The organism is Pelagivirga sediminicola, assembly GCF_003072125.1.
GTDB classification, from domain to species: domain Bacteria; phylum Pseudomonadota; class Alphaproteobacteria; order Rhodobacterales; family Rhodobacteraceae; genus Roseovarius; species Roseovarius sediminicola.
The window spans coordinates 53,657-75,281 of the sequence record NZ_QCYH01000008.1 but is presented as its reverse complement, the minus strand read 5'-3'; the positions used below and the strand labels follow the sequence as shown (position 1 = coordinate 75,281).

The following is a 21,625-nucleotide window of genomic DNA, read 5'->3' as shown; positions in this document are numbered from 1 at the left end:
TCAGAGCGTGAAGCTGCCGAAGGGCAGGTAGCGCACCGGATCGCCGGGGCGGATGGTGGCGGCGCCGTCGGGCAACTCCACCAGCCCTTCGGCCCAGCTGAGCCCGCTGATCCGGCCCGATCCCTCGGAGGCGAAAACCTCGGCGCGGCCGTCTTGGATGCGCGCGCGCAGATATTCGCGGCGGCCCGCCTTCTTGGATTTACCGAACGCGGCCGGCACGTCAAATCCCTGCGGCACCTGCCATCCGGCCCCGGCCAGCAGGCCCAGAGCGGGACGCGCGAAGATCAGCGTGCACACCAGCGCCGCCACCGGGTTGCCCGGCAGGCCAAAGACCGGCGCACCCTGCCAAAGCCCCAGCGCCAGCGGGCGGCCCGGTTTGAGCGCGATGCGCCATTGCTGCATCGCGCCCGCCTCGCGCAGCAGGGCCGAGACGTGATCCTCGTCCCCCGCCGATGCGCCGCCGGAGGTGAGGACCACATTGGCGCGCGCGCTTGCATCATCCAGCGCCGCGCGCAGCGCGCCGCGGTCATCGGGAATGCGGCCAATGTCGATTGCCTCCATCCCCCAGCCGCGCAGCAGCGCCAGCAGCATCGGGCGGTTCGCGTCGAAGATCTGCCCCGTGCCGGCAGTGCCGCCCGCCTCGACCAACTCGTCGCCGGTGGACAGGACGGCAACGCGCAAGCGCTCGAAAACGGCGACCTCGCCCAGCCCGGTGGCCGCCATCAGCGCCAGATCGGCGGGCGTCAGCACGCGGCCGCGCGGCAGGATTTCGGCGCCTTCCGTCACATCCTCGCCCGCCTTGCGGGTGTTGGCGCGCGGCTTGATCCCGCCGCGAAAGGCGATCTGCCCCGCGCCCCTCCGCGTGTCCTCTTCCAAGATCACGGTATCGACGCCGCCCGGAATGGCGGCGCCGGTCAGGATGCGGATGGCGTGGCCGGGCGGCACCGTGCCGCCATATGGTGCGCCCGCGGCGGCGCGGCCCGCGACCAGCGGCAGGACCGGATCGCCCGGCGGCAGGCTGTCATGGGCGAAACCATAGCCGTCGATCGCCGAATTCGCGGTTGGCGGATTGGCGCGCGCGGCAGCCACGCCTTCGGCCAGCACGCGCCCGGCCGCGTCCGCCACCTTGCAGCGCGTGATGCGCGCCACCGGATGCAGCCCCGCGCGCAGCGCCGCGAGCGCGTCATCGACGGGGGTCCAGTCGACGCCCGCGGGCATGGCAAAGCAATCATCGCGCAGCGGCGGCGGGGCAGGGGGCATGCCGGCATCATCGCCCGCCAGCCGCGCCTCGTGGCCAAGCCCGAGGATCCAGCCCTCCTCGGCGTCGCCTTCGCGCAGCATCGCATCCAGCGCATCGCCCGCGCCGTGCAGCGCCTCGGCCAGAACGCGCACCTGCGCGCGGTCCTTGATCTCGCCGGGCTCCTGCTGCGCGGCGACATGCGGGGCCAGCAGCGAGGGATAGACCTCGGCCAGCACGATCGGGGTGTCCGGCGCCTCGAACGGCGCCACGCTAAGGGCGGCGCCAAAGCGCTCGCGCAGCGCCTGAAGACGCGGAATTCCCAACAGCGCCTGCGAGCCGACCGAGCCGGTGGTGTAGAGCTTCCAGCAGCTTTGCGCGCCGGGCAAGTGCATCTCGCAGGCGCGCCGCTCGGGCAGGCCATGCGCCTCGCGCAAGCTGCCCTTGGCGGGCAGGGTCGCATCTGTCTGGTCTTCCGGGCCGCCCCAGAAGGGGCCGATGCCGGGCAGGGCGGCATTGATCGCGCGCGCCACGTCAAAGCGATTATTGGCATTGTCCGCGCCGTCCACGATCCGCGCCGCAAGCTCCGCCCACAGGGCCAGCGGATCGTCCGTGCCGGTCAGTGCGCGCGCAAAGCCGCGCGGATAGCCGAAGGGAAAATCGAAGCCCGCCAGAACGCGGCGGCCCGCGGCCAGCTCCTCCTCTAGCAGCGCGTCGATGGCCTGCATCGCGCCCGCGCGCGTGCGGTGATAGCTGCACTCGGCCGCGCCGCCGCGCGCGGCGGCGGTCCAGATCGCATCGGCGCCGGGCTTCGCGGGCGAGGGCGCCGCGCGGGCCGACCAGTCGACCACGAGGACCGTGTCGAAAAGCCTCACAACCCGGTCTCGCGCAGGATGAAATCGGCGATGGCCGCGGTGTCGTTCAGGTCCATAACCGGGCGGTCCAGATGCGCCAGATCGCCGGGCCGGTCTGCGGCGACGGCGCGGATGGTGGGATCGTCCGGCGCGATCAGCGGGTTGCCCGCGCTGGCGCGCCACGCCTCGATCTTGGGGTGGCGATCGCGCTTGTAGCCCTCGATCAGCACCAGATCGACGGGGCTGAGCCGGGTCAGCAGATCCGCCAGCGGCGGCTCGGGCGCGCCGCGCAGCTCCTGCATCAGCGCGATGCGCGTGCCCGACACCAGAAGCACCTCGCCCGCGCCGGCCGCGCGGTGGCGATAGCTGTCGCGCCCCGGCTGGTCCACGTCAAAGCTGTGATGCGCGTGCTTGACGGTCGACACGCTCAGGCCGCGCCCGGTGATCTCGGTGACCAGCCGCTCCATCAGGCCGGTCTTGCCCGCGTTCTTCCAGCCGGTGACGCCGTAGATCTTCATGTCTGCGTCTCCTGCACGGCTTGCGCGCGGGCCAGATCCTCGGGCGTGTTGACGTTGAAAAAGGGATCGCCCGCGCCGTCGAACATCGCCGTCGCGGCGCCATGCGCGTCGGTCCATTGCACGACTTTGCGCAAGCCGCCCTCCAGTGCCGCGCGCAGATCCTCGCGCAGCGCCACGGGCCAGAGGCCAAAGGTCGGATGCCGCCCGTCCGGCGTGGCGGCCAGCGCCAGCGGCGTGTCCATCCCCTCGGCGGCGAGCACGAGGCGGGCGGCCAGATCGCAGGGAAAGAAGGGCGTGTCGGCGGCGACGGACACCACCGTCTCGGCACCTTCGGCGGCCGCCCAGTCCAGCCCGGCCAGAACGCCCGCGAGCGGCCCGACGAACCCCTCCACCGGGTCGGCCAGCACCGGCAGGCCAAACCGCGCAAGGCGCGCCGGATCGCCATTGGCGTTGATCGCGGCGGCCGCGACCTGCGGCTCCAGCCGCTCCAGCACGTGATCCATCAACGTGCCCGTGCCCAGCGGCAACAGCCCCTTGTCGCCGCCGCCCATGCGCGTGGCGCGGCCCCCGGCAAGGATGATGGCATAGGGCTGTTTCATCCTGTTTTCCTCGCGCTTTCAGGCCAGTTTGGCGTGCGGATCAAAACCCATGCACCCCCGGCGAGCAATGGGATCAGCATTGCGGGTGACGATCCGATGCAGAGAATGGCCAGCACAACATAAGTGAGCGTCAGAACCATCATGCTGAGACGGTGAAGGGACGCCATCCTTAGCCAAATTGCATCAGGAATGCCGCCTTGTTTCGGTGGGCCGTAAATCGCGACGCGCCACTGATGCTTCAACTTCCAGCCATAAGGGTTTCCGGGCTCCGGCCAGTCAAGGCGGTCTGCCTTACCGCCAAGAGAGTCACCACGGCGAAAGTTGAGGCGCCAGCAATAACTCAGAAAGAGGTAGGCGGGCAGAGAGAAAATGACCATGACTGCAATCAAGGCGGCGGTTTGCTGCACAAAGAATGAAAGGGAGTGGATCACGTCTCCGCCCCCTTGCGCCGATGCTTGCTGTCCTCGTCCGCGACCGCCGCCGGATCGGCGTCGCGGATCAGCCGCTCCTCCCCAGCAAGGCAGACAAACCGCCGTCCGCGCAGCCGCCCGATCAGCGTCAGACCGACCTGCCGCGCGATCTCGACCCCCCAGGCGGTGAAGCCGGAGCGCGAGGCGAGGATGGGGATGCCCATCAGCGCGGTCTTGATCACCATCTCCGACGTCAGCCGCCCGGTGGTGTAGAGCGTCTTGCCCTCCGGGCCCACGCCTTCCGACAGCATCCAGCCGGCGATCTTGTCGACGGCATTGTGGCGCCCGACATCCTCCATGTAGACCAGCGGGCGATCCCCCTCGCACAGCACCGTGCCATGGATCGCGCCCGCCGTCAGGTAGAGCGACGGCGTGGTGTTGATCACTTTCGCAAGGCTATACAGATGGGACGTGCGCAGGCGGGCCGCAGGCAGCGTCACGCCCTCCAGCCCCTCCATCATGTCGCCGAAGACGGTGCCGACGGCGCAGCCGCTGGTGCGTGTCTTCTTTTTCAGCTTGTCCTCATAGGTGGTCTGCCCGTCGGTGCGCACGACGACCGTTTCCAGCTCGTCGTCATAATCGACGCGCAGGACCGTCTCGCCATCCTTCAGCATGCCCTGATTGCGCAGGAATCCCAGTGCCAGGTATTCGGGATAGTCGCCGATCGTCATCGCTGTGACGATCTCCTGCGCGTTGAGGAATATGGTCAGCGGGCGCTCCTCGACCACGTCGATGGTCTGGGGCGCGCCGGTCTGGTCGGTGCCGGTGACGGCGCGCGTCAGGCCGGGCGCGGCAGGAGCGGGGGCGATGATATAGGGGCTGGCGTCATCCGAGGGGGGCAATTGCATCTCCTGTCGGGGGCCGTTAGCAACGTCGCAATGCTACTTTCCCGGCGTGTATTCGATGACCCCAGAAACCACCAATTCGACCTACTGGCAAGGCGTGCGCGCCGGGGCCCCCTTCATCCTGGTGCTGGTGCCTTTCGCGACGCTGTTCGGCGTGGTTGCGACGGAGGCGGGCTTCACCCTGCTGGAGACCATCGCCTTTTCCGCCCTCGTTGTCGCGGGCGCGTCACAGTTCACGGCGGTGCAACTGCTGTCCGAGCACGCGCCGACGCTGATCGTGATCGTCACGGCGCTGGCGGTGAACCTGCGTATGGCGATGTATTCGGCATCATTGACGCCTCACCTGGGGCGCGCGCCGCTGGGCAAGCGGGCGCTGGTTGCGTTTTTCATGGTCGATCAGGCCTATGCCAGCGCGATCCTGGCCTATGAGAAACACCCCCGCTGGAGCGTGGCGCAGAAGCTGCCCTTCTATTTCGGCGCGATCACGCCGCTGGTGCCCCTGTGGCTGGTGTTCACCATCGTCGGCGCGCTGGTGGGCAGCGCGATCCCGCCCGAATTCGCGCTGGATTTCGCGGTGCCGATCACCTTCCTTGCGATGATCGCGCCGATGCTGCGCACGGCGGCGCATGTCGCGGCGGCGCTGGTGGCGATCGCGGTGTCGCTGTCGCTGGCCTTCATCCCCTACGGCCTTGGCCTGCTGGTGGCGGGGGCCGCGGGCATGATCGCGGGCGGGCAGGTGGAGCTTATGCAGGCGCGGCGGGCGGAGGCGCGGCTGTGAGGGACATCGCAACGCTCGACATCTGGATCACCATCGTCTGCCTCGGGCTGGGCAGCTTTGGCCTGCGCTTTGTTTTCCTTGGGCTGATCGGGGATCGCCCCTTGCCCGGCTGGGTGCTGCGCCATCTGCGCTATACCGCCGTGGCGGTGCTGCCGGGGCTTGTGGCGCCCATGGTGGTCTGGCCGCCCGCGACGGGCGGCGCGCTGGATCTGCCGCGCATGACGGCGGCCTGCGTGACCATCCTTGCGGGGCTGGTGACGCGCAACGTGCTGGTCGCAATCGTCTCGGGCGCGGCGGCCCTGTACCTGATGCTCTATCTGGTGGGATAGCGCCGAAAGAGATCCGGGCCTTCGGCGAGGATATTTTCAGCAAGAAGAAGCCGGGCATGACCGGGCCGCAAACGCGAAAAAGGCGCAGCCGAAGCCGCGTCTTTGCGATGTGCCCCCTGACGCTGGCTCAGCCGATGGCGGCGGCGCGCACGTCATCGTCGATATGGGGCAGGTATTGCTCGAAATTCTTGGCGAACATGTCGACCAGCTTGGCCGCCTGACGATCATAGCTGTCGGGCTTGTCCCAGGTGCGGCGCGGGTCCAGCAGGACGGTGGCAACGCCGGGCGCGTCTACCGGCACTTCGAAGCCGAAATTGGCATCCGTGCGGAACTTGACCGCGTTGAGCGACCCATCGAGCGCCGCCGTCAGCAGCGCACGCGTCGCCTTGATCGGCATCCGCGCGCCGGTGCCGTAGGCCCCGCCGGTCCAGCCGGTATTGACCAGCCAGCAGGTCGCCCCGTGCTGCGCGATCTTGGCACGCAGAAGGTTGCCGTAGACTTCGGGCCGGCGCGGCATGAAGGGCGCGCCGAAGCAGGTGGAGAAGGTCGGCTCGGGCTCGGTCACGCCGCGCTCGGTGCCCGCCACCTTGGAGGTGAAGCCGGACAGGAAATGATACATCGCCTGCGCGGGGGTCAGCCGGGCGATGGGGGGCAGCACGCCGAACGCGTCGCAGGTCAGCATGATGATGTTCTTGGGATGCCCGCCGATCGCCGTCGGGCTGGCATTCGAGATGTATTCCAGCGGATAGGCGCAGCGCGTGTTCGCGGTCAGGGAATCGTCCTCGAAATCCAGCTCGCGCGTGACGGGATCGAAGACCATGTTCTCGATCACGGTAGCGAATTTATGCGTGGTGGCGTAGATTTCCGGCTCGGCCTCGGGGTTCAGGTTGATCGTCTTGGCATAGCAGCCCCCCTCGAAGTTGAAGGTGCCGCGATCGGACCAGCCATGCTCGTCATCGCCGATCAGCGTGCGGTCCGGATCGGCCGACAGCGTCGTCTTGCCGGTGCCCGAAAGTCCGAAGAAGATGGCGGTATCCACCGGGTTGCCCTTGGCATGGTTGGCCGAGCAGTGCATCGGCATGATGTCCTTTTCGGGCAGCAGGTAGTTCAGCAGGGAGAACACGGATTTCTTGTTCTCGCCGGCATATTCTGTGCCGCCGATCAGGATGATCTTGCGGTCGAAATTCATCGCGATGACGGTTTCGGACCGGCAATCGTGCTTCTTGGGATCGGCCTGGAAGCTGGGGCAGTTGATGACGGTGAATTCGGCGACGAAATTGTCCAGCGCCTCGGTGTCCGGGCGGCGCAGCAGATGGCGGATGAACAGGCCATGCCACGCCAGTTCGGTAATCATGCGCACCTTGACCGCGTGAGCGGGATCGGCGCCGCCGACAAGATCCTGCACATGATAATCGCCGCCCGCCATATGCGCGATCATGTCGTCATAAAGCGCATCGAACCCCTCGGGCGACATTTCGGCGTTGTTTTCCCACCAGATCGTGTCCTTGACGCTGTCGGTCTTGACCACGTGCTTGTCCTGCGGCGAGCGGCCGGTGAATTTGCCGGTCGAGACCAGGAACGCGCCACCGATGCCCAGGGTGCCTTCGCCGTTCTTCAGCGCGGTTTCCATCAGCGCCGGCTCGGCGAGGTTGTAGAACACGTCGCCAAGCCCGGTGATCCCTTGGTCCTCAAGGCGGAATTTTGGATTTACCCGTCCGAATGTCATGACAATCGCTCTCCAATATCTGGTCCGTGCCGGTTTCGGCGTCGCATGGTGCGAGCGCGTCATGACGGCCTGCGGCAGGGCGCCCGCCCCGGCACGCCGGCGTCATAGCATGCGGTTTCAGGGGTTGAACAGGTCGCTTTGCCGCAGTTAGCGCAACCAATTCCGAGTTAGCGCAATCACGCGCATCGGGCGCGCAAGAGGGCGTGCCCGAAGGCGGGCAATCCGCGCGGGGCGGCGGAAAAGTGAGTCATATTAGTCATTGATTATCAAAATTCGGCCCAAATGAGAGGGCGCAGCGGCGCGATTCGCGAATTGGGATTGATCGGCAAGCAAAAACAGGACCATAATTGTGGAAAAAATCAGGCAACCTGAGCAGTACAAGGAATGAATGCATGTCCAAGATCGCCCTTGTGGACGATGACAGGAATATTCTGACATCCGTATCCATGACCCTCGAGGCCGAAGGTTTCGAGGTGGAAACGTATAGTGACGGCCAACAGGCATTCGATGCCTTCTCCAAGAAACTGCCGGACATGGCCGTGCTGGACATCAAGATGCCGCGCATGGACGGGATGGACCTGCTGCAGCGGCTGCGCCAGAAATCGCAGATGCCGGTGATCTTTCTGACCTCCAAGGATGACGAGATCGACGAGGTTCTCGGTCTTCGTATGGGGGCCGACGATTATGTCAAGAAACCCTTCTCCCAACGGCTTCTGGTCGAGCGGATCCGCGCGCTGCTGCGCCGCCAGGATGCGCTGGACGGCAACGTCACGCCTGCGGATGCCGAGGAGGGCAAGATGATCGAGCGGGGCGAGCTGCGGATGGATCCGCTGCGCCACGCGGTGTCCTGGAAGGGGCGCGACGTGTCGCTGACCGTGACCGAATTCCTGCTGCTTCAGGCGCTCGCGCAGCGGCCCGGCTTTGTCAAAAGCCGCGATCAGTTGATGGATGTGGCCTATGACGATCAGGTCTATGTCGATGACCGCACGATCGACAGTCACATCAAGCGGCTGCGCAAGAAACTGCGCCAGGTGGACGCGGAATTCTCGGCGATTGAGACGCTCTATGGTATCGGCTACAGATATAACGAAGAATAATGGCACTGGCCGAAAGGATTGATGTGCGCGACGCTGCACCCGGACGCGATGGCGATGTGGTTCTTGGTGACGATTTCGTCGCGCCCGACGGCGTGGTCGAGGACGAGGTCCGCGCCCGCCGCGCCAGCCGCGGCCTGTTTTCGCTGCGCGACTCGCCCCTGACGCGCAAGATCATCATCTTCAACCTGATCGCGCTCAACATCCTTGTCGCGGGAATCCTCTATCTGAATTCGTCGCGCGACGGGCTGGCCGTGCAGCGTCTGGGCGGGCTCGTGAACGAGACCGAACTGGTGGCCAATGTCTTCGAAGTGCAGATGCCCGGACGCTCTCCAGTCAACCTGATCACGAATGACGGGATCGACGTGGCTGCAACGCTTGGCACGATCGACGTGCAAAAAGGCGCCGAGGTGTTTGTCTTCGACACCACCGGCGCGCTGGCCGGCAGCACGATCGGACAGTCCGAGCGCCCGGGCGGCGAGACGCGGCGCCAGCCGACCGTCATCTCCGATACGCTGGCCCGTTTCTGGTCGTGGATTTCGACGCCGTTCACCTCGGCCCCGGACGAACAGGCGCCCACGGTTGAGCAATTGGCGCGCAGCCAGGTGGCGGCCGTTCTGGAAAAGGGCAGCACGCAGGTGATTTCCGGTAACGTGACGGGCGGCGCGGCCCTGGCGGTGGCGGCGCCGATCCGCCAGGCCGGCGCCCCCGTCGGCGTGGTCGCGATGATCAGCGCCACCGGCGAGATCGACAACCTCGTGATGTCCGAGCGCGAGCGCGTCTTGCAGATGTTCATCATCGCGACGCTGGTCTCCATCGGGCTCAGCCTGATCCTTGCCTCGACCATCGCGCACCCGCTGGCCGATCTGGCCGCCGCCGCCGAAATCGGCGGCGCGCGCAACCGTGGCAAGCCCGGCGCGGGCCGCGTGCGCATTCCGAACCTGACCGCGCGGCCCGACGAGATCGGGCGCCTGTCCGGCGCGCTGCGCGGCATGGTCGCCGCCCTTTACAACCGGATCGACGGGAACGAACAATTTGCCGCCGATGTCGCCCATGAGATCAAGAACCCGCTGGCCAGCCTGCGCAGCGCTGTCGGCACCATGCGCGTGGCCAAGCGCGACGACCAGCGCGAAAAGCTGCTGGATGTGATCGACCACGACGTGCGCCGTCTTGACCGGCTGGTCAGCGATATCTCGAACGCCTCGCGCCTGGACAGCGAGCTGGTCAAGGAGGAGGAAGAGCCATTCGATCTGCTCAAGATGCTGCGCAATCTGGGTCAGTATCTGGGCGAACAGGCTGCGGGAAAGGGGATCGAATTCATCACGGATTTCCCCGAAAAGCCGATCGTCATCAATGGTCTGGAGGCGCGGCTTGCGCAGGTTTTCGTCAATCTGATCTCCAACGCCACCAGTTTCTGCGAGGAGGGCGACGCGATCCGCATCTGGGCGCGCCGCCGCGAGAACCGCGTTCTGATCGTGGTCGAGGATACCGGCCCCGGTATTCCCGATCAGGCGCTGACGAAGATTTTCCAACGCTTTTACTCGCAGCGCGACGCAAGCGATTTCGGCAATAATTCCGGCCTTGGCCTTGCGATTTCCAAGCAGATCGTCGAGGCCCATGGTGGCGTGATCTGGGCCGAGAATATCCGGCCCACCGATGCGGACATCACTTCGGATCCGCTGGGCGCGCGGTTCGTGGTCGGCCTGCCGGTCTGAGGCATGGCGGACGCGCGCGAGGGTCTGACGCTGCATGCCACGGCGGTGTCCGTGGGCGGGAATGCCGCCCTGATCCGGGGCGCGTCGGGTGCCGGCAAATCCGCGCTGGCGCTGCAGTTGATCGCGCTGGGCGGCGCGCTGGTGTCGGATGATCGCTCCGTTCTGTGGCGCGAGGGCGCGCAGCTTATCGTCGATGCGCCCGGTCCGATCCGGGGCCAGATCGAGGCGCGCGGTATCGGCATCCTGAATGCCCCCGCCGGCGGCGCAACCCCGCTTGCGCTGATCGTCGATCTGGACGCCGCTGCGCCGCCGCGCCTGCCCGAACGCGAGACGGAAACGATCCTGGACGTCGCGCTGCCCGTGATGCGCGCCGTCGCGGCGGCGCATTTTCCCGCTGCCGTCTATCTGTATTTGCTTCATGGCCGGGCTGCATGAAGGAGGCCGCTCATGTCTGATCCACGTCCCGCGCCGATATCGCCCCCGCCGATGATGCTGGTCACCGGACCGTCGGGGGCGGGGCGCAGCACCGCGATACGCATTCTTGAGGATATGGGATACGAGGCGATCGACAACCTGCCGCTCAGCCTGCTGCCGCGCCTGTTCATGGTGCCGCAGCCGGACGGCGCGCCCGCCGCTCAGGGCCGCCCCCTGGCGCTGGGCGTGGATGCGCGCAACCGCGACTTTTCCGTCGAGGCGCTGATCGACGCGGTCGAGACACTGGACGCGCATAGCGAGGGCCGCGTGCAGCTGCTCTATCTGGATTGTCGGCCCGACGTGCTGCTGCGGCGGTTTTCCGAAACGCGCAGGCGCCATCCGATGGCCCCCGCCGAAAGCCCGCAGATCGGCATCGCGCGCGAGATGGACCTTCTGCGCGCGGTGCGCACCCGCGCCGACATCCTGATTGACACCTCAGAATTGAGCCCGCACGATCTGCGCGCGGAGATGGAGCAGTGGATCGCGCCGCAGGGCACAGGCCGCCTGGCGGTGTCGATTCATTCGTTTTCCTACAAGCGCGGCCTGCCGCGCGGCGTGGACATGGTGCTGGATTGCCGTTTCCTGCGAAACCCGCATTGGGAGGCGGATTTGCGCGCGCTGGACGGCCGCGCGCCCGAAGTGGCCGCGTTCGTGGCCGCCGACCCGCGTTTTGCCCCGTTTCACGATCAATTGACCGCGATGACGCGGCTCTTGTTGCCCGCCTACGAACAAGAGGGTAAGTCTTACCTGTCGATTGCGCTGGGCTGCACCGGAGGGCAGCACAGATCGGTCGCAATGGCGGAAACTTTGGCCCGCACCCTTGCACAGGACGGCTGGCAGGTGTCAATTAGGCATCGTGAACTTGAACGGCGCGCGACGCTGGATGCGGCGCCATAACACACAACCACCGGCAAAAGGATGCAAGGGCGTGATCGGGATCGTCATTGTCGCTCATGGGGGACTCGCGCGGGAATATCTTGCGGCGGTCGAGCATGTTGTCGGCCCTCAGAACGGCGTGCGCGCCATTTCGGTCGACGCCGGGGATGACCGCACGGCCAAGGCCGAAGAGATCACCCAAGCCGCGATAGATGTGGATCGCGGGCACGGCGTTGCCGTGGTGACGGACATGTTCGGTGGCTCGCCCTCCAACCTGTCGCTTCCGGCCTGCCGCAGCGGCGACCGGCGCATGCTGTATGGCGCGAACCTGCCCATGCTGATCAAGCTTGCCAAGAGCCGGGACAAGCCGTTGCCCGATGCGGTGCGCGACGCGCTCTATGCCGCGCGCAAATACACCGACAGCCAGAATATTTCAGTGGAAGATTGATCTTATGTCAGCACCTGTGACACGCAAATTGCAGATCGTGAACGTCAAGGGCCTGCACGCGCGCGCTTCGGCAAAGCTGGTCGAGGTGGTCGAGGGCTTTGACGCCACCGCCGAGGTCTCGCATGATGGCCAGTCGGCCAGTGGCGACAGCATCATGGGGCTTTTGATGTTGGCAGCCGCGATGGGAACCACTATTGACGTCGAAACCCGCGGCCCCGATGCCGAGGCGCTGGCGGACGCGGTGGCGGCCCTTGTGGCGGCCAAGTTCGGAGAAGACATGTAGCGCATCGCGCTTTGGACGGAATGGAACGGTCCCAGTTGGTGAACGAGCAACGCGAAGAGGGCGACAGCGCGTCCCGCGAGACCGCCGCCGGTGCGGCGGGTGGCGACGCGCAGACGATGACATTTCCCAAATATGACCGGCGCAGCCTGACCTATTCCAACTCGTTCGATACGCCGCTGACCGCCTCGATCATCCGCGGCATCGAATGGATGACCGGCAAGCTGTCCATCATCCGCATGATCCGCGATTTCGAGCGCCGCGGCGCCCCCACCGGGCAGCCGTTCTGGCGCGCGTCGCTGGACACGATGGGGATCGACCTTCTGACGCCCGAGCATGAGCTGGACAACATCCCCGTCGACGGGCCGGTGGTGGCGGTGGCCAACCATCCTCACGGGCTGGTCGACGGCATGATCCTGGCCGACCTGATCGGGCGCAGGCGCACCGATTACAAGATCCTGACGCGCGCCCTGCTGACGGGTATCGACGAGGTTGCGGCCAGCTACATGATCCCCGTGCCCTTCCCGCACGAGCCGGACGCGCAGCGCAAATCGGTCGAGATGCGCGCCAAGGCGATGGCCCATCTCAAGGATGGCGGGCTGATCAGCGTCTTTCCCTCCGGCGTGGTTGCCTCCTCGGACACGATGTTCGGCCCGGCGGTGGAACGCGAATGGAACGTCTTTACCGCCCAGATGATCCGCCGATCGGGCGCCAAGGTGGTGCCGATCTACTTTCCCGGCGCGAACAGCCGCTGGTACCAGGTGGCCAACAGGCTGTCGCCCACACTGCGCCAGGGCCTCTTGCTGCACGAGGTGGTGCATAGCTGCAACCGCCCGCAAAAGCCGGTCGTCGGCCCGCCGATATCGGACGAGCGCATGCAGATGCTGGCCAGCGACCCGCGCGGTTTCATGACATGGCTGCGCGCGCATACGCTTTCGCTGGGCGGCGAGCGGACAGAGTGACGCCGCGGTGATGGACGCGCCCTGCCGGCTGCGCTATCAACCGGTGACATCTCCCTGACACGAAGGCGCATCCATGTCTGGCCACGGTACACCCATCCCCATGAGTTCGGCCAATTGCGGCCCGCTGACCGGCACGGCGGATGTGCCGGGTGACAAGTCGATCTCGCACCGGGCGCTGATCCTGGGCGCGATGGCGGTGGGCGAGACGCGCATCAACGGCCTGCTGGAGGGCGAGGACGTGCTGGACACGGCCCGCGCGATGCGTGCCTTCGGCGCCGAGGTCACGGATCTGGGCGGCGGCGCCTGGTCGGTGCATGGCGTCGGCGTGGGCGGCTTTGCCGAGCCGGAGGCTGTCATCGATTGCGGCAATTCCGGCACCGGCGTGCGCCTGATCATGGGGGCGATGGCGACGACGCCGATCGCGGCCACCTTCACCGGCGATGCGTCCCTGAACAAGCGGCCGATGGCGCGGGTGACGGACCCGCTTGCGCTGTTCGGTGCGCAGGCGGTGGGGCGCGCGGGCGGGCGGCTGCCGATGACGATCGTCGGGGCGGCCGCGCCTGCGCCGGTGCGCTACACCGTGCCCATGCCCTCGGCGCAGGTGAAATCGGCGGTTCTGCTGGCGGGGCTGAACGCGCCCGGCCAGACCGTGGTGATCGAGCGCGAGGCGACCCGCGATCATACCGAGCGGATGCTGGCCGGCTTCGGCGCCCAGATCCGGACCGAGGACACCGACGAGGGCCGCGTCATCACCCTGACCGGCCAGCCCGAGCTGTCGCCGCAGACAATCGCGGTGCCGCGCGATCCCAGCTCGGCCGCGTTCCCGGTCTGCGCCGCGCTGATCGTGCCGGGCTCGGACGTGCTGGTGCCGGGGATCGGGCTCAATCCGACGCGCGCGGGTCTGTTCACCACGCTGCGCGAGATGGGCGCCGATCTGACCTATGAGAACGAACGCGAGGAGGGCGGCGAGCCTGTGGCCGATCTGCGCGCGCGGTTCTCGCCGGATCTGAAGGGGATCGAGGTGGACCCGGCGCGCGCCGCATCGATGATCGACGAATATCCCGTCCTGTCGGTCGTTGCCGCCTTCGCGGATGGCGCAACCGTCATGCGCGGGGTCGCCGAGCTGCGCGTCAAGGAATCCGACCGGATCGAGGCGATGGCCACCGGCCTGCGCGCCAACGGCGTCGAGGTGGAGGACGGCGAGGATTGGTGGATCGTGCACGGGCGCGGTCACGGCAATGTGCCGGGCGGTGCCAGCTGCGCCAGCCACCTGGACCACCGCATCGCGATGTCGTTCCTGATCCTCGGCATGGCGGCGAACGCGCCGGTCAGTGTCGACGATGGCGGCCCCATCGCCACGTCCTTTCCCATTTTCGAGCCGCTCATGGCGCGCCTTGGCGCGGATATCAGCCGCACCGCCTGAGGCCGCGGCAGGGCGTTCGAGTATTTGTGCCAAGATGAAGGAAGGGCGCGCCAATGACTGGCGCGCCCCGTTTTTGTCATGTCGCGAAACGCCTTAGTTCAGTGCCTTGTCCGTGATCGCATGGGTCCAGGCGTCATCGCCGGGATCCTTGGTGATGACCGGGTCCGAGCCACCCGACAGGAGCGAGTCGATCGTGCGCTGGAAGTCCGCCGGATCAAGGGTGCCGTCGCTGCCCGCGGTCAGCTCGGACACACCCTTCATCATGAAGATCTGGTGATCTTCGGTCTGCGCGCCGCTGGCGTCATTGTCCAGAACGATCAGCGCGGCCTCTTCGGGGTTCTCCTCGGCCCATTTCCAGCCCTTCATCGACGCCCGCACGAAACGGGCCATCTTGTCGACGAATTCGGGATCTTCGAGATTTTCGCCAAGGACATAAAGGCCATCCTCCAGCGTGGCGACGCCCTGATCCTCGTATTTGAACACCACCAGCTCCTCCGGGGTGAGACCGGCATCGAGGACCTGGCCGTATTCGTTGTAGTTCATGGTCGAGATGCAGGCCGCCTGACCCTGCAGCAGCGGATCGACGTTGAAGCCCTGCTTGAGCACCGTGACGCCGCCCTCCGATCCGTCGGTGGCAAGGCCCAGCTTGCTCATCCAGCTGAGGAAGGGGTACTCGTTCCCGCTGAACCAGACGCCCAGCGTCTTGCCGGGGAAATCCTCGGGGCTGGCGACGCCGGTATCCTTGCGGCAGGTCAGCATCATGCCCGACGATTTGAAAGGCTGCGCGATATTGACCAGATCGAGGCCCTTTTCGCGGCTCGCCATGGCCGACGGCATCCAGTCGACCACCACATCGGCGCCGCCGCCGGCGATCACCTGCGCCGGGGCGATATCGGGACCGCCCGGCTTGATCGTGACGTTCAGATCCTCCTCGCCATAGAAGCCCTGATCCTGCGCGACGTAATAGCCGGCAAATTGCGCCTGCGTGACCCATTTGAGCTGTAGGGTGACATCGTCGGCGGCGTGTGCGGCGCCCGTGGCGGCGAGGCTCAGCGTGGTGATGCCAAGTGCGTGTGTCAGTTTTTTCATTGTTGTCTTCTCCCTGTGGTTATCGTTCCTATGGCGCTACATCCGGCCCCGTTGCGAAGGATGCCAGAATGTCAGCGTCTTCTCCAGCAGCGCGATTGCGCCGTAGAAGGCCGATCCGGCGATGGCGGCCACGACGATCTCGGCCCAGACCAGATCCATCGCCAATTGCCCGACCGAGATGGAGATGCGGAACCCCATGCCCTTGGTCGGCGAGCCGAAGAACTCTGCCACGATGGCCCCGATCAGCGCCAGTGTCGTGGCAATCTTGAGCCCGTTGAAGATGAACGGCATCGCGGCAGGCAGGCGCAGCTTGAAGAGTGTCTTCCAGTATCCGGCGGCATAGGTGCGCATCAGGTCGCGCTGCATCGCGCCGGTATCGCTCAGGCCTTCGACGGTGTTGACCAGCATCGGAAAGAACACCATCACCACCACGACCGCCGCCTTGGATTGCCAGTCAAACCCGAACCACATGACCAGGATCGGCGCGAGGCCGATGATGGGCAGCGCGGCCATGAAGCTGCCGACGGGCAAAAGGCCGCGCTTCAGGAACGGAAACCGGTCGATCGCCACGGCCAGCAGCACAGCGGCCGAACATCCCAGAACATACCCGGTCAGCGCGCCCTTTACCACGGTCTGCACGAAATCGCGCCACAGCAGGGGCAGCGACGCGCCAAAGGTCTGGATGATCTGGCTGGGCGGCGGCAGCAGCACCGGCGAGATGTCCAGCCCCCGCACGAGGCACTCCCAGATCAGGATGACCGTCAGCCCGAAGATGACCGGCCCGGCGAACGCCGTCGCCCGGCTTAGCGGGCGCCGCGCAAGCCGCGAGTTTATCTGCCATCCGATCAGCCATGCCGCAACCGCGCCCAGGAGCCAGCCCATCACGCCATCCCCATCCGCTTGAGCGTCACGCGCTGGATCAGCCCGATCACGCCGACCATCAGCGCGGCAAGTGCGGCAGCGGTCAGAAGCGCGCTCCAGATCTGGACGGTCTGGCCGTAATAGCTGCCTGCCAGCAGGCGCGCGCCAAGGCCGGCAACCGCGCCGGTCGGCAGCTCGCCCACGATCGCGCCGACAAGGCTGGCGGCAATGCCCACCTTGAGCGAGGCGAACAGATACGGCATCGACGAGGGCAGACGCAGCCGCCAGAAGGTCTGCGCCGCGCTGGCGTTCCAGGTGCGCATCTGGTCCAGCTGCATCGCGTCGGGGCTGCGCAGCCCCTTGACCATCCCCACGACGACCGGAAAGAAGGAAAGATACATCGAAATCATCGCCTTGGGCAGCAGTCCGGATATGCCGACCGCGTTCAGGACAACGATGATCATCGGCGCGATGGCGATGATCGGCACTGTCTGGCTGGTGATCACCCATGGCATCACGCTGAGGTCCATCGTCCGGTTATAGACAATCCCGACCGCCAGAAGCGTGCCCAGCACGGTGCCCAGGGCAAAGCCGAGGATGGTCGCGCTGAAGGTCACCCAACTGTGATAGATCAGCGAGCGTTTGGAAAAGCCGCGCCCGCTCAGAACCATGGCGCCGGTCGTGTCCCAGATCTCGGACGCGACCTGATGGGGCACCGGCAGTTTCGGTTTTTTCTGGCTCCAGGTGTCGCGGACAAGATCGGTGGCGCTCAGCTCGATATTCGCGCGCTTGGCCTTGTCATAGGCCCAGGGCGCGTTTAGGGCGATGGCGGAGGCGTACCAGATGGCCAGAATGGCCAGCACGATTGTCAGGATCGGCAGGACGTTACGCATCAGGCGTGTCCCCCTGATCTTCGTGACCCGTTTTCCCTTGGGCGCAAGCCGAACAGCCGATCGCCGCGAAAGGCGCGAGACCTGAGGCCATTGTCACCGGCCAAGGCAGGCTGAGGAATGCCGCGATCAATCATCGCCGTGCCCCGCACGCAGGCCGTCGCGGACGCGATGGGCGATTTCGATGAATTCGCGGCTGTCCCTGATGTCGAGCGGGCGTTCGCGGGGCAGGGGGCTTTCGATGACGTCGGCGATGCGGCCGGGGCGGGGCGACATCACCACGATGCGGGTGCTCAGATACACCGCCTCGGGGATGGAGTGGGTGACGAAGCAGATCGTCTTGCCGGTGCGGTCCCAGAGTTTGAGAAGCTGCTCGTTCAGGTGGTCGCGCACGATTTCGTCCAGGGCGCCGAAGGGCTCGTCCATCAGCAGCAGGTCGGCGTCGAAGGCAAGCGCGCGCGCGATCGAGGCGCGTTGCTGCATGCCGCCCGAAAGCTGCCAGGGATATTTCTTCTCGAACCCGCCGAGCTCGACCAGTTCCAGCACATCCGCGGTCCGGCGCGCCTGTTCGTCCCTGGAATATCCCATGATCTCCAGCGGCAGCCGGATGTTGCCGCCGATGGTGCGCCACGGGTAAAGGCCGGCGGCCTGAAAGACATAGCCATAGGCGCGGGCGCGGCGGGCCTCTTCGGGGCTGGTGCCGTTGACGGTGATGGTGCCGGCGGTGGGTTGCTCAAGATCGGCCATGACACGCAGGAATGTTGTCTTGCCGCAGCCGGAGGGGCCGATGAAGCTGACGAAATCGCCTTGCCGCACGTCAAGGTTCACGTCCTTGAGCGCGTGGATCGGGCCGTCGCCCGTCTGGAAGGTCAGGCCGAGATCCTTGGCCGAAATGACGATATCGCTCACGTGTCAAAATCCCATAATTTGGCTTCGGCGAACTCCACCGAGTTTCGCGCCGGATCGCGCACATAGATCGAGCGCGCGCCGTTCGGCCATTCGAAATCGGCCTCGATCGCCACGCCCATCGCGGACAGGTGGTGCGCCCATGCGTCCATCTCGCCCGGCTCGGCGCGAAAACAGACATGCCCTTCGCCGCGTGCGCCATGGGGCGGGACGGGCAGCTTGCCGCCGCCGGACTGCGTCGCCTGCGGGTTGAACAGCATCAGCATCGACGTCTCGCAGCGCAGAAAGACGTGGCGGCCGGGCACGCGCTGATGCTCGGTCAGGCCGACGACATCCTTGTAGAACGCCGCCGCTGCATCGAGGTCGCTCGCGTAGAGCGCCGTTTCCAGAACGGCCCTTGGGGCAGTGGGGCCCGGCATGCCGCGCCTAGATCCCCGCCGGAATGTTCAGCGGATCGCGCTGGATCATCTTCGGCGCGTTCAGCGCCTTCCATTTGCTCAGCGCGGTATGCGCCGAGGGGAAGGCGGGGCGCGGAACGAACCGGCCGCGGCCCGGCTGGGGCTGCGAATTCTGGCCCCAGGCCCAGATCACCTCGCCGCGCGAGAGGGTGTAGCGGCTGTTGGCCGTCACCTCGAACCCCTCGAAGACGTTGTAATCGAGAATCGAATGGTGGTTTGCGGGGCTGATCGTCTTGGAAATCCTGGGATCCCAGACGACGATATCGGCGTCCGCCCCCTCGACGATGGCGCCCTTTTTGGGATAGATGTTCAGGATCTTGGCGATATTCGTCGACGTGGTGGCGACAAATTCATTCGGCGTCAGGCGACCGGTTTCGACCCCTTCGGTCCACAGCACCGGCATCCGCTCCTCCAGCCCGTTGGAGCCGTTGGGGATGATGCGGAAATCGTCGCGCCCGCGGCGCTTCTGCTCGGTGGAGAACGCGGCGTGATCGGTGGCCACCACCTGAAGCGATCCCGATTGCAGCCCCGCCCAGAGCGAATCCTGATGATCCTTGCTGCGGAAGGGCGGAGACATCACGCGGCGCGCGGCATGGTCCCAATCCTTGTTGAAATACTCGGATTCGTCCAGCGTCAAGAACTGGATCAGCGGCTCGCCGTAGACGCGCATGCCCTTCTGGCGCGCGCGGCGGATCGCCTCATGCGTCTGCTCGCAACTCACATGCACGATATAAAGAGGCACGCCCGCTGCATCGGCGATGCAGATGGCGCGGTTCGCCGCCTCGCCCTCGAATTCGGGGGGGCGCGAATAGGCGTGCCCCTCGGGGCCGGTGATGCCCTGGTCGAAGTATTTCTGCTGCATCTCGGCCACCAGATCGCCGTTTTCGGCATGCACCATCGGCAGCGCGCCCAGCTCGGCGCAGCGCTTGAAGGAGGCGAACATCTCGTCATCCTCGATCATCAGCGCGCCCTTGTAGGCCATGAAATGCTTGAAGGAATTGACGCCCATATCGACGGCGTCCTTCATCTCGTTGAAGACATTCTCGTCCCAGCCGGTGATCGCCATGTGATAGCCGATATCGGTGCAGATCTGCGGCGCGGATTTGCGGTGCCATTCGTTGATGGCGTTCTTGATGGAGCCGTCAGCGCCCGGCAGGCAGAAATCGACCAGCATCGTCGTGCCGCCGCAAGCCGCGGCCCATGTGCCGGTCTCGAACGTCTCCGCCGCGGTCGTGCCCATGAAGGGCATTTCCATATGGGTGTGCGGGTCGATGCCGCCGGGGATGACATAGGCGCCCTCGGCGTCGATCATCTCATCGCCCTTCAGATCCTCGCCGATCTGCTTGATCGTCTCGCCCTCGATCAGAACGTCGGCTTTCCATGTGCGATCGGCGGTGCAGACGGTGCCGCCCTTGATGACTTTGGTGGTCATTGGTTTTCTCCCTTGATCTTTTGGCGCGGCGTCATGGGCCGCATGGCGCCCCGGTTGACCGGGGATCGCCGCGTGTTGTTCGGGGTCAGCCCTCGACTCCGGCCGTCTCCACCACCGCATGCAGCAGCACGTCCGCCCCGGCGCGCGCCCATTCGAGCGTGATTTCCTCGGCCTCGTTGTGCGACAGGCCATCGACGCAGGGGCACATCACCATCGCGGTGGGCGCGACCTGATTGATCCAGCAGGCATCGTGGCCCGCGCCCGAGATCAGCTCCATGTGCGAATAGCCCAGACGCTCGGCGGCCGAGCGGATGGCGGTGACGCAGCCCTGATCGAATTCGACCGGGTCAAAGCCGCCGACCTTTTCGAACTCGACCTGCAATTCCATGTCGTCGCAGATCTTTTGCGCGGCCTTCTTCATCTGGCTCACCATTTCGGTCAGCACCTTGATGTCGGGCGAGCGGAAATCGACGGTGAAGACGGCCTTGCCGGGGATCACGTTGCGCGAGTTCGGGAAAACCTCGATATGGCCCGCGGCGCCGACGGCGTTGGGGGCGTGCGCGAGGGCGATCTCGTTCACCTTTTCCAGCACGCGCGCCATGCCAAGGCCCGCATTGCGGCGCAGCGGCATCGGGGTGGAGCCGGTATGCGCATCCTTTCCGGTGATGGTCAGCTGTGTCCATTCAAGGCCCTGACCATGCGTGACCACGCCGATATCCTTGCCCTCGGCCTCCAGGATCGGGCCCTGTTCTATGTGCAGCTCGAAAAACGCGTGCATCTTGCGCTCGCCGACGGGCTCGTCCCCCTTCCAGCCGATGCGCTTCAGCTCGTCGCCAAAGGTCTTGCCCTCGGCATCGGTGCGCTGGTTTGCCCATTCCTCGTCATGCAGCCCGGCAAAGACGCCGGAGGCCAGCATGGCGGGCGCGAACCGCGTGCCTTCCTCGTTCGTCCAGTTGGTCACGACGATGGGGTGCCTTGTCTTGATGTCCAGATCGTTCAGCGTGCGGACCAGCTCCAGCCCGGCCAGAACGCCTAGCACGCCGTCATATTTGCCGCCCGTCGGCTGCGTGTCCAGATGGCTGCCGACATAGACCGGCAGCGCATCGGGGTCCGTGCCCTCGCGGCGCGCGAACATGTTGCCCATCGTGTCGAGGCCCATGGACATGCCCGCGCCCTCACACCATTTCTGGAACAATGCGCGCCCCTCGCCATCGGCGTCGGTCAGGGTCTGGCGGTTGTTGCCCCCCGCCACGCCGGGGCCGATCTTGGCCATCTCCATCAGGCTGTCCCACAGCCGCTGGCCGTCGATCTTGAGGTTCTGTCCGGGTGCTGCCATATCCTGAGCCTTCCTTGCGCGTTCG

23 protein-coding genes are annotated in these 21,625 nt (G+C 66.0%); 10 read left to right on the top strand and 13 right to left on the bottom strand.

The window, feature by feature from the left end; translation table 11 throughout:
* The 5 genes from DC366_RS13695 to DC366_RS13675 are packed head-to-tail and all read right to left on the bottom strand — an operon-like array spanning nucleotide 1 to nucleotide 4,526.
* On the bottom strand, nucleotides 1-2,112 hold the full coding sequence (locus DC366_RS13695) for a molybdopterin-binding protein (RefSeq protein WP_108692791.1): 2,112 nt from the start codon (nucleotides 2,110-2,112) through the stop codon (nucleotides 1-3).
* A complete protein-coding gene (gene mobB, locus DC366_RS13690; RefSeq protein ID WP_108692790.1) occupies nucleotides 2,109-2,609 on the bottom strand; it encodes a molybdopterin-guanine dinucleotide biosynthesis protein B in 501 nt (166 codons plus the stop codon). The genes DC366_RS13695 and mobB overlap by 4 nt, the downstream gene beginning before the upstream one ends.
* Nucleotides 2,606-3,208: a molybdenum cofactor guanylyltransferase MobA gene (mobA, locus tag DC366_RS13685; RefSeq protein WP_108692789.1), complete on the bottom strand. Its 603-nt coding sequence runs from the start codon at nucleotides 3,206-3,208 to the stop codon at nucleotides 2,606-2,608. Before mobA ends, mobB begins: the two co-directional genes overlap by 4 nt.
* The gene (locus tag DC366_RS13680) at nucleotides 3,205-3,639 is read right to left on the bottom strand and encodes a hypothetical protein (RefSeq protein ID WP_133176210.1); all 435 of its coding nucleotides are present in this window, start codon (nucleotides 3,637-3,639) and stop codon (nucleotides 3,205-3,207) included. The genes mobA and DC366_RS13680 overlap by 4 nt, the downstream gene beginning before the upstream one ends.
* Entirely contained in the window at nucleotides 3,636-4,526 is an 891-nt protein-coding gene (locus DC366_RS13675) for a formate dehydrogenase accessory sulfurtransferase FdhD (protein ID WP_108692787.1), read from the bottom strand. The genes DC366_RS13680 and DC366_RS13675 overlap by 4 nt, the downstream gene beginning before the upstream one ends.
* Before the next feature lie 55 nt (nucleotides 4,527-4,581).
* Here DC366_RS13675 and DC366_RS13670 point away from each other — a divergent pair, with 55 nt between their 5' ends.
* The gene (locus DC366_RS13670; RefSeq protein WP_108692786.1) at nucleotides 4,582-5,301 is read left to right on the top strand and encodes an AzlC family ABC transporter permease; all 720 of its coding nucleotides are present in this window, start codon (nucleotides 4,582-4,584) and stop codon (nucleotides 5,299-5,301) included.
* Nucleotides 5,298-5,630 (top strand): AzlD domain-containing protein, encoded by a 333-nt coding sequence (locus DC366_RS13665; protein ID WP_108692785.1) that lies wholly within the window; start codon nucleotides 5,298-5,300, stop codon nucleotides 5,628-5,630. Before DC366_RS13670 ends, DC366_RS13665 begins: the two co-directional genes overlap by 4 nt.
* Nucleotides 5,631-5,757: 127 nt before the next feature.
* Here the strand turns inward: DC366_RS13665 and DC366_RS13660 are convergent, their stop codons facing one another.
* The gene (locus DC366_RS13660; protein WP_108692784.1) at nucleotides 5,758-7,356 is read right to left on the bottom strand and encodes a phosphoenolpyruvate carboxykinase; all 1,599 of its coding nucleotides are present in this window, start codon (nucleotides 7,354-7,356) and stop codon (nucleotides 5,758-5,760) included.
* A gap of 392 nt (nucleotides 7,357-7,748) precedes the next feature.
* On the opposite strand from DC366_RS13660, the gene DC366_RS13655 reads away from it, so the two are divergent.
* The 8 genes from DC366_RS13655 to aroA all read left to right on the top strand — a co-directional run bounded on the left by DC366_RS13655 (nucleotide 7,749) and on the right by aroA (nucleotide 14,628).
* Complete coding sequence (locus tag DC366_RS13655; protein WP_108692783.1) at nucleotides 7,749-8,453, top strand: response regulator transcription factor; 705 nt, start codon at nucleotides 7,749-7,751, stop codon at nucleotides 8,451-8,453.
* A complete protein-coding gene (locus DC366_RS13650; RefSeq protein WP_108692782.1) occupies nucleotides 8,453-10,165 on the top strand; it encodes a sensor histidine kinase in 1,713 nt (570 codons plus the stop codon). The genes DC366_RS13655 and DC366_RS13650 overlap by 1 nt, the downstream gene beginning before the upstream one ends.
* Before the next feature lie 3 nt (nucleotides 10,166-10,168).
* Nucleotides 10,169-10,600, top strand: coding sequence for an HPr kinase/phosphorylase (locus tag DC366_RS13645; RefSeq protein ID WP_108692781.1), 432 nt, complete (start codon nucleotides 10,169-10,171; stop codon nucleotides 10,598-10,600).
* A gap of 12 nt (nucleotides 10,601-10,612) precedes the next feature.
* Nucleotides 10,613-11,536, top strand: coding sequence for an RNase adapter RapZ (gene rapZ, locus DC366_RS13640; RefSeq protein ID WP_108692780.1), 924 nt, complete (start codon nucleotides 10,613-10,615; stop codon nucleotides 11,534-11,536).
* A gap of 31 nt (nucleotides 11,537-11,567) precedes the next feature.
* Nucleotides 11,568-11,963, top strand: a complete 396-nt coding sequence (locus DC366_RS13635) for a PTS sugar transporter subunit IIA (protein WP_108692873.1) — start codon at nucleotides 11,568-11,570, stop codon at nucleotides 11,961-11,963.
* A gap of 4 nt (nucleotides 11,964-11,967) precedes the next feature.
* A complete protein-coding gene (locus DC366_RS13630) occupies nucleotides 11,968-12,246 on the top strand; it encodes an HPr family phosphocarrier protein (RefSeq protein ID WP_108692779.1) in 279 nt (92 codons plus the stop codon).
* 116 nt (nucleotides 12,247-12,362) lie between these two features.
* The gene (locus tag DC366_RS13625; RefSeq protein WP_207768726.1) at nucleotides 12,363-13,205 is read left to right on the top strand and encodes a lysophospholipid acyltransferase family protein; all 843 of its coding nucleotides are present in this window, start codon (nucleotides 12,363-12,365) and stop codon (nucleotides 13,203-13,205) included.
* 73 nt (nucleotides 13,206-13,278) lie between these two features.
* Nucleotides 13,279-14,628 (top strand): 3-phosphoshikimate 1-carboxyvinyltransferase, encoded by a 1,350-nt coding sequence (gene aroA / locus DC366_RS13620; protein ID WP_108692777.1) that lies wholly within the window; start codon nucleotides 13,279-13,281, stop codon nucleotides 14,626-14,628.
* A gap of 93 nt (nucleotides 14,629-14,721) precedes the next feature.
* Here aroA and DC366_RS13615 read toward each other — a convergent pair whose 3' ends face one another.
* From DC366_RS13615 to DC366_RS13585, 7 genes are all read right to left on the bottom strand, one after another.
* Complete coding sequence (locus tag DC366_RS13615) at nucleotides 14,722-15,717, bottom strand: ABC transporter substrate-binding protein (RefSeq protein ID WP_108692776.1); 996 nt, start codon at nucleotides 15,715-15,717, stop codon at nucleotides 14,722-14,724.
* Nucleotides 15,718-15,753: 36 nt separating this feature from the next.
* A complete protein-coding gene (locus tag DC366_RS13610) occupies nucleotides 15,754-16,599 on the bottom strand; it encodes an ABC transporter permease (RefSeq protein ID WP_108692775.1) in 846 nt (281 codons plus the stop codon).
* Nucleotides 16,599-17,471 (bottom strand): ABC transporter permease, encoded by an 873-nt coding sequence (locus tag DC366_RS13605; protein ID WP_439331661.1) that lies wholly within the window; start codon nucleotides 17,469-17,471, stop codon nucleotides 16,599-16,601. Before DC366_RS13605 ends, DC366_RS13610 begins: the two co-directional genes overlap by 1 nt.
* A gap of 126 nt (nucleotides 17,472-17,597) precedes the next feature.
* The gene (locus DC366_RS13600; protein ID WP_108692773.1) at nucleotides 17,598-18,377 is read right to left on the bottom strand and encodes an ABC transporter ATP-binding protein; all 780 of its coding nucleotides are present in this window, start codon (nucleotides 18,375-18,377) and stop codon (nucleotides 17,598-17,600) included.
* On the bottom strand, nucleotides 18,374-18,793 hold the full coding sequence (locus tag DC366_RS13595) for a VOC family protein (RefSeq protein ID WP_108692772.1): 420 nt from the start codon (nucleotides 18,791-18,793) through the stop codon (nucleotides 18,374-18,376). The genes DC366_RS13600 and DC366_RS13595 overlap by 4 nt, the downstream gene beginning before the upstream one ends.
* Nucleotides 18,794-18,800: 7 nt before the next feature.
* Complete coding sequence (hydA, locus tag DC366_RS13590; RefSeq protein ID WP_108692771.1) at nucleotides 18,801-20,264, bottom strand: dihydropyrimidinase; 1,464 nt, start codon at nucleotides 20,262-20,264, stop codon at nucleotides 18,801-18,803.
* 85 nt (nucleotides 20,265-20,349) lie between these two features.
* Complete coding sequence (locus tag DC366_RS13585; protein WP_108692770.1) at nucleotides 20,350-21,600, bottom strand: Zn-dependent hydrolase; 1,251 nt, start codon at nucleotides 21,598-21,600, stop codon at nucleotides 20,350-20,352.
* Between the last annotated feature and the right edge of the window lie 25 nt (nucleotides 21,601-21,625).

What these genes read in the sequence shown, in the direction of transcription:
- DC366_RS13660 (WP_108692784.1), bottom strand. Translation starts at nt 7,356, where the DNA reads ATGACATTCGGACGGGTAAATCCAAAATTCCGCCTTGAGGACCAAGGG.
- DC366_RS13655 (WP_108692783.1), top strand. Translation starts at nt 7,749, where the DNA reads ATGTCCAAGATCGCCCTTGTGGACGATGACAGGAATATTCTGACATCC.
- DC366_RS13645 (WP_108692781.1), top strand. Translation starts at nt 10,169, where the DNA reads ATGGCGGACGCGCGCGAGGGTCTGACGCTGCATGCCACGGCGGTGTCC.
- DC366_RS13650 (WP_108692782.1), top strand. Translation starts at nt 8,453, where the DNA reads ATGGCACTGGCCGAAAGGATTGATGTGCGCGACGCTGCACCCGGACGC.
- DC366_RS13595 (WP_108692772.1), bottom strand. Translation starts at nt 18,793, where the DNA reads ATGCCGGGCCCCACTGCCCCAAGGGCCGTTCTGGAAACGGCGCTCTAC.
- DC366_RS13625 (WP_207768726.1), top strand. Translation starts at nt 12,363, where the DNA reads ATGACATTTCCCAAATATGACCGGCGCAGCCTGACCTATTCCAACTCG.
- hydA (WP_108692771.1), bottom strand. Translation starts at nt 20,264, where the DNA reads ATGACCACCAAAGTCATCAAGGGCGGCACCGTCTGCACCGCCGATCGC.
- mobA (WP_108692789.1), bottom strand. Translation starts at nt 3,208, where the DNA reads ATGAAACAGCCCTATGCCATCATCCTTGCCGGGGGCCGCGCCACGCGC.
- DC366_RS13670 (WP_108692786.1), top strand. Translation starts at nt 4,582, where the DNA reads ATGACCCCAGAAACCACCAATTCGACCTACTGGCAAGGCGTGCGCGCC.
- DC366_RS13610 (WP_108692775.1), bottom strand. Translation starts at nt 16,599, where the DNA reads ATGGGCTGGCTCCTGGGCGCGGTTGCGGCATGGCTGATCGGATGGCAG.
- DC366_RS13615 (WP_108692776.1), bottom strand. Translation starts at nt 15,717, where the DNA reads ATGAAAAAACTGACACACGCACTTGGCATCACCACGCTGAGCCTCGCC.
- mobB (WP_108692790.1), bottom strand. Translation starts at nt 2,609, where the DNA reads ATGAAGATCTACGGCGTCACCGGCTGGAAGAACGCGGGCAAGACCGGC.
- rapZ (WP_108692780.1), top strand. Translation starts at nt 10,613, where the DNA reads ATGTCTGATCCACGTCCCGCGCCGATATCGCCCCCGCCGATGATGCTG.
- DC366_RS13630 (WP_108692779.1), top strand. Translation starts at nt 11,968, where the DNA reads ATGTCAGCACCTGTGACACGCAAATTGCAGATCGTGAACGTCAAGGGC.
- DC366_RS13585 (WP_108692770.1), bottom strand. Translation starts at nt 21,600, where the DNA reads ATGGCAGCACCCGGACAGAACCTCAAGATCGACGGCCAGCGGCTGTGG.
- DC366_RS13605 (WP_439331661.1), bottom strand. Translation starts at nt 17,471, where the DNA reads ATGCGTAACGTCCTGCCGATCCTGACAATCGTGCTGGCCATTCTGGCC.
- aroA (WP_108692777.1), top strand. Translation starts at nt 13,279, where the DNA reads ATGTCTGGCCACGGTACACCCATCCCCATGAGTTCGGCCAATTGCGGC.
- DC366_RS13675 (WP_108692787.1), bottom strand. Translation starts at nt 4,526, where the DNA reads ATGCAATTGCCCCCCTCGGATGACGCCAGCCCCTATATCATCGCCCCC.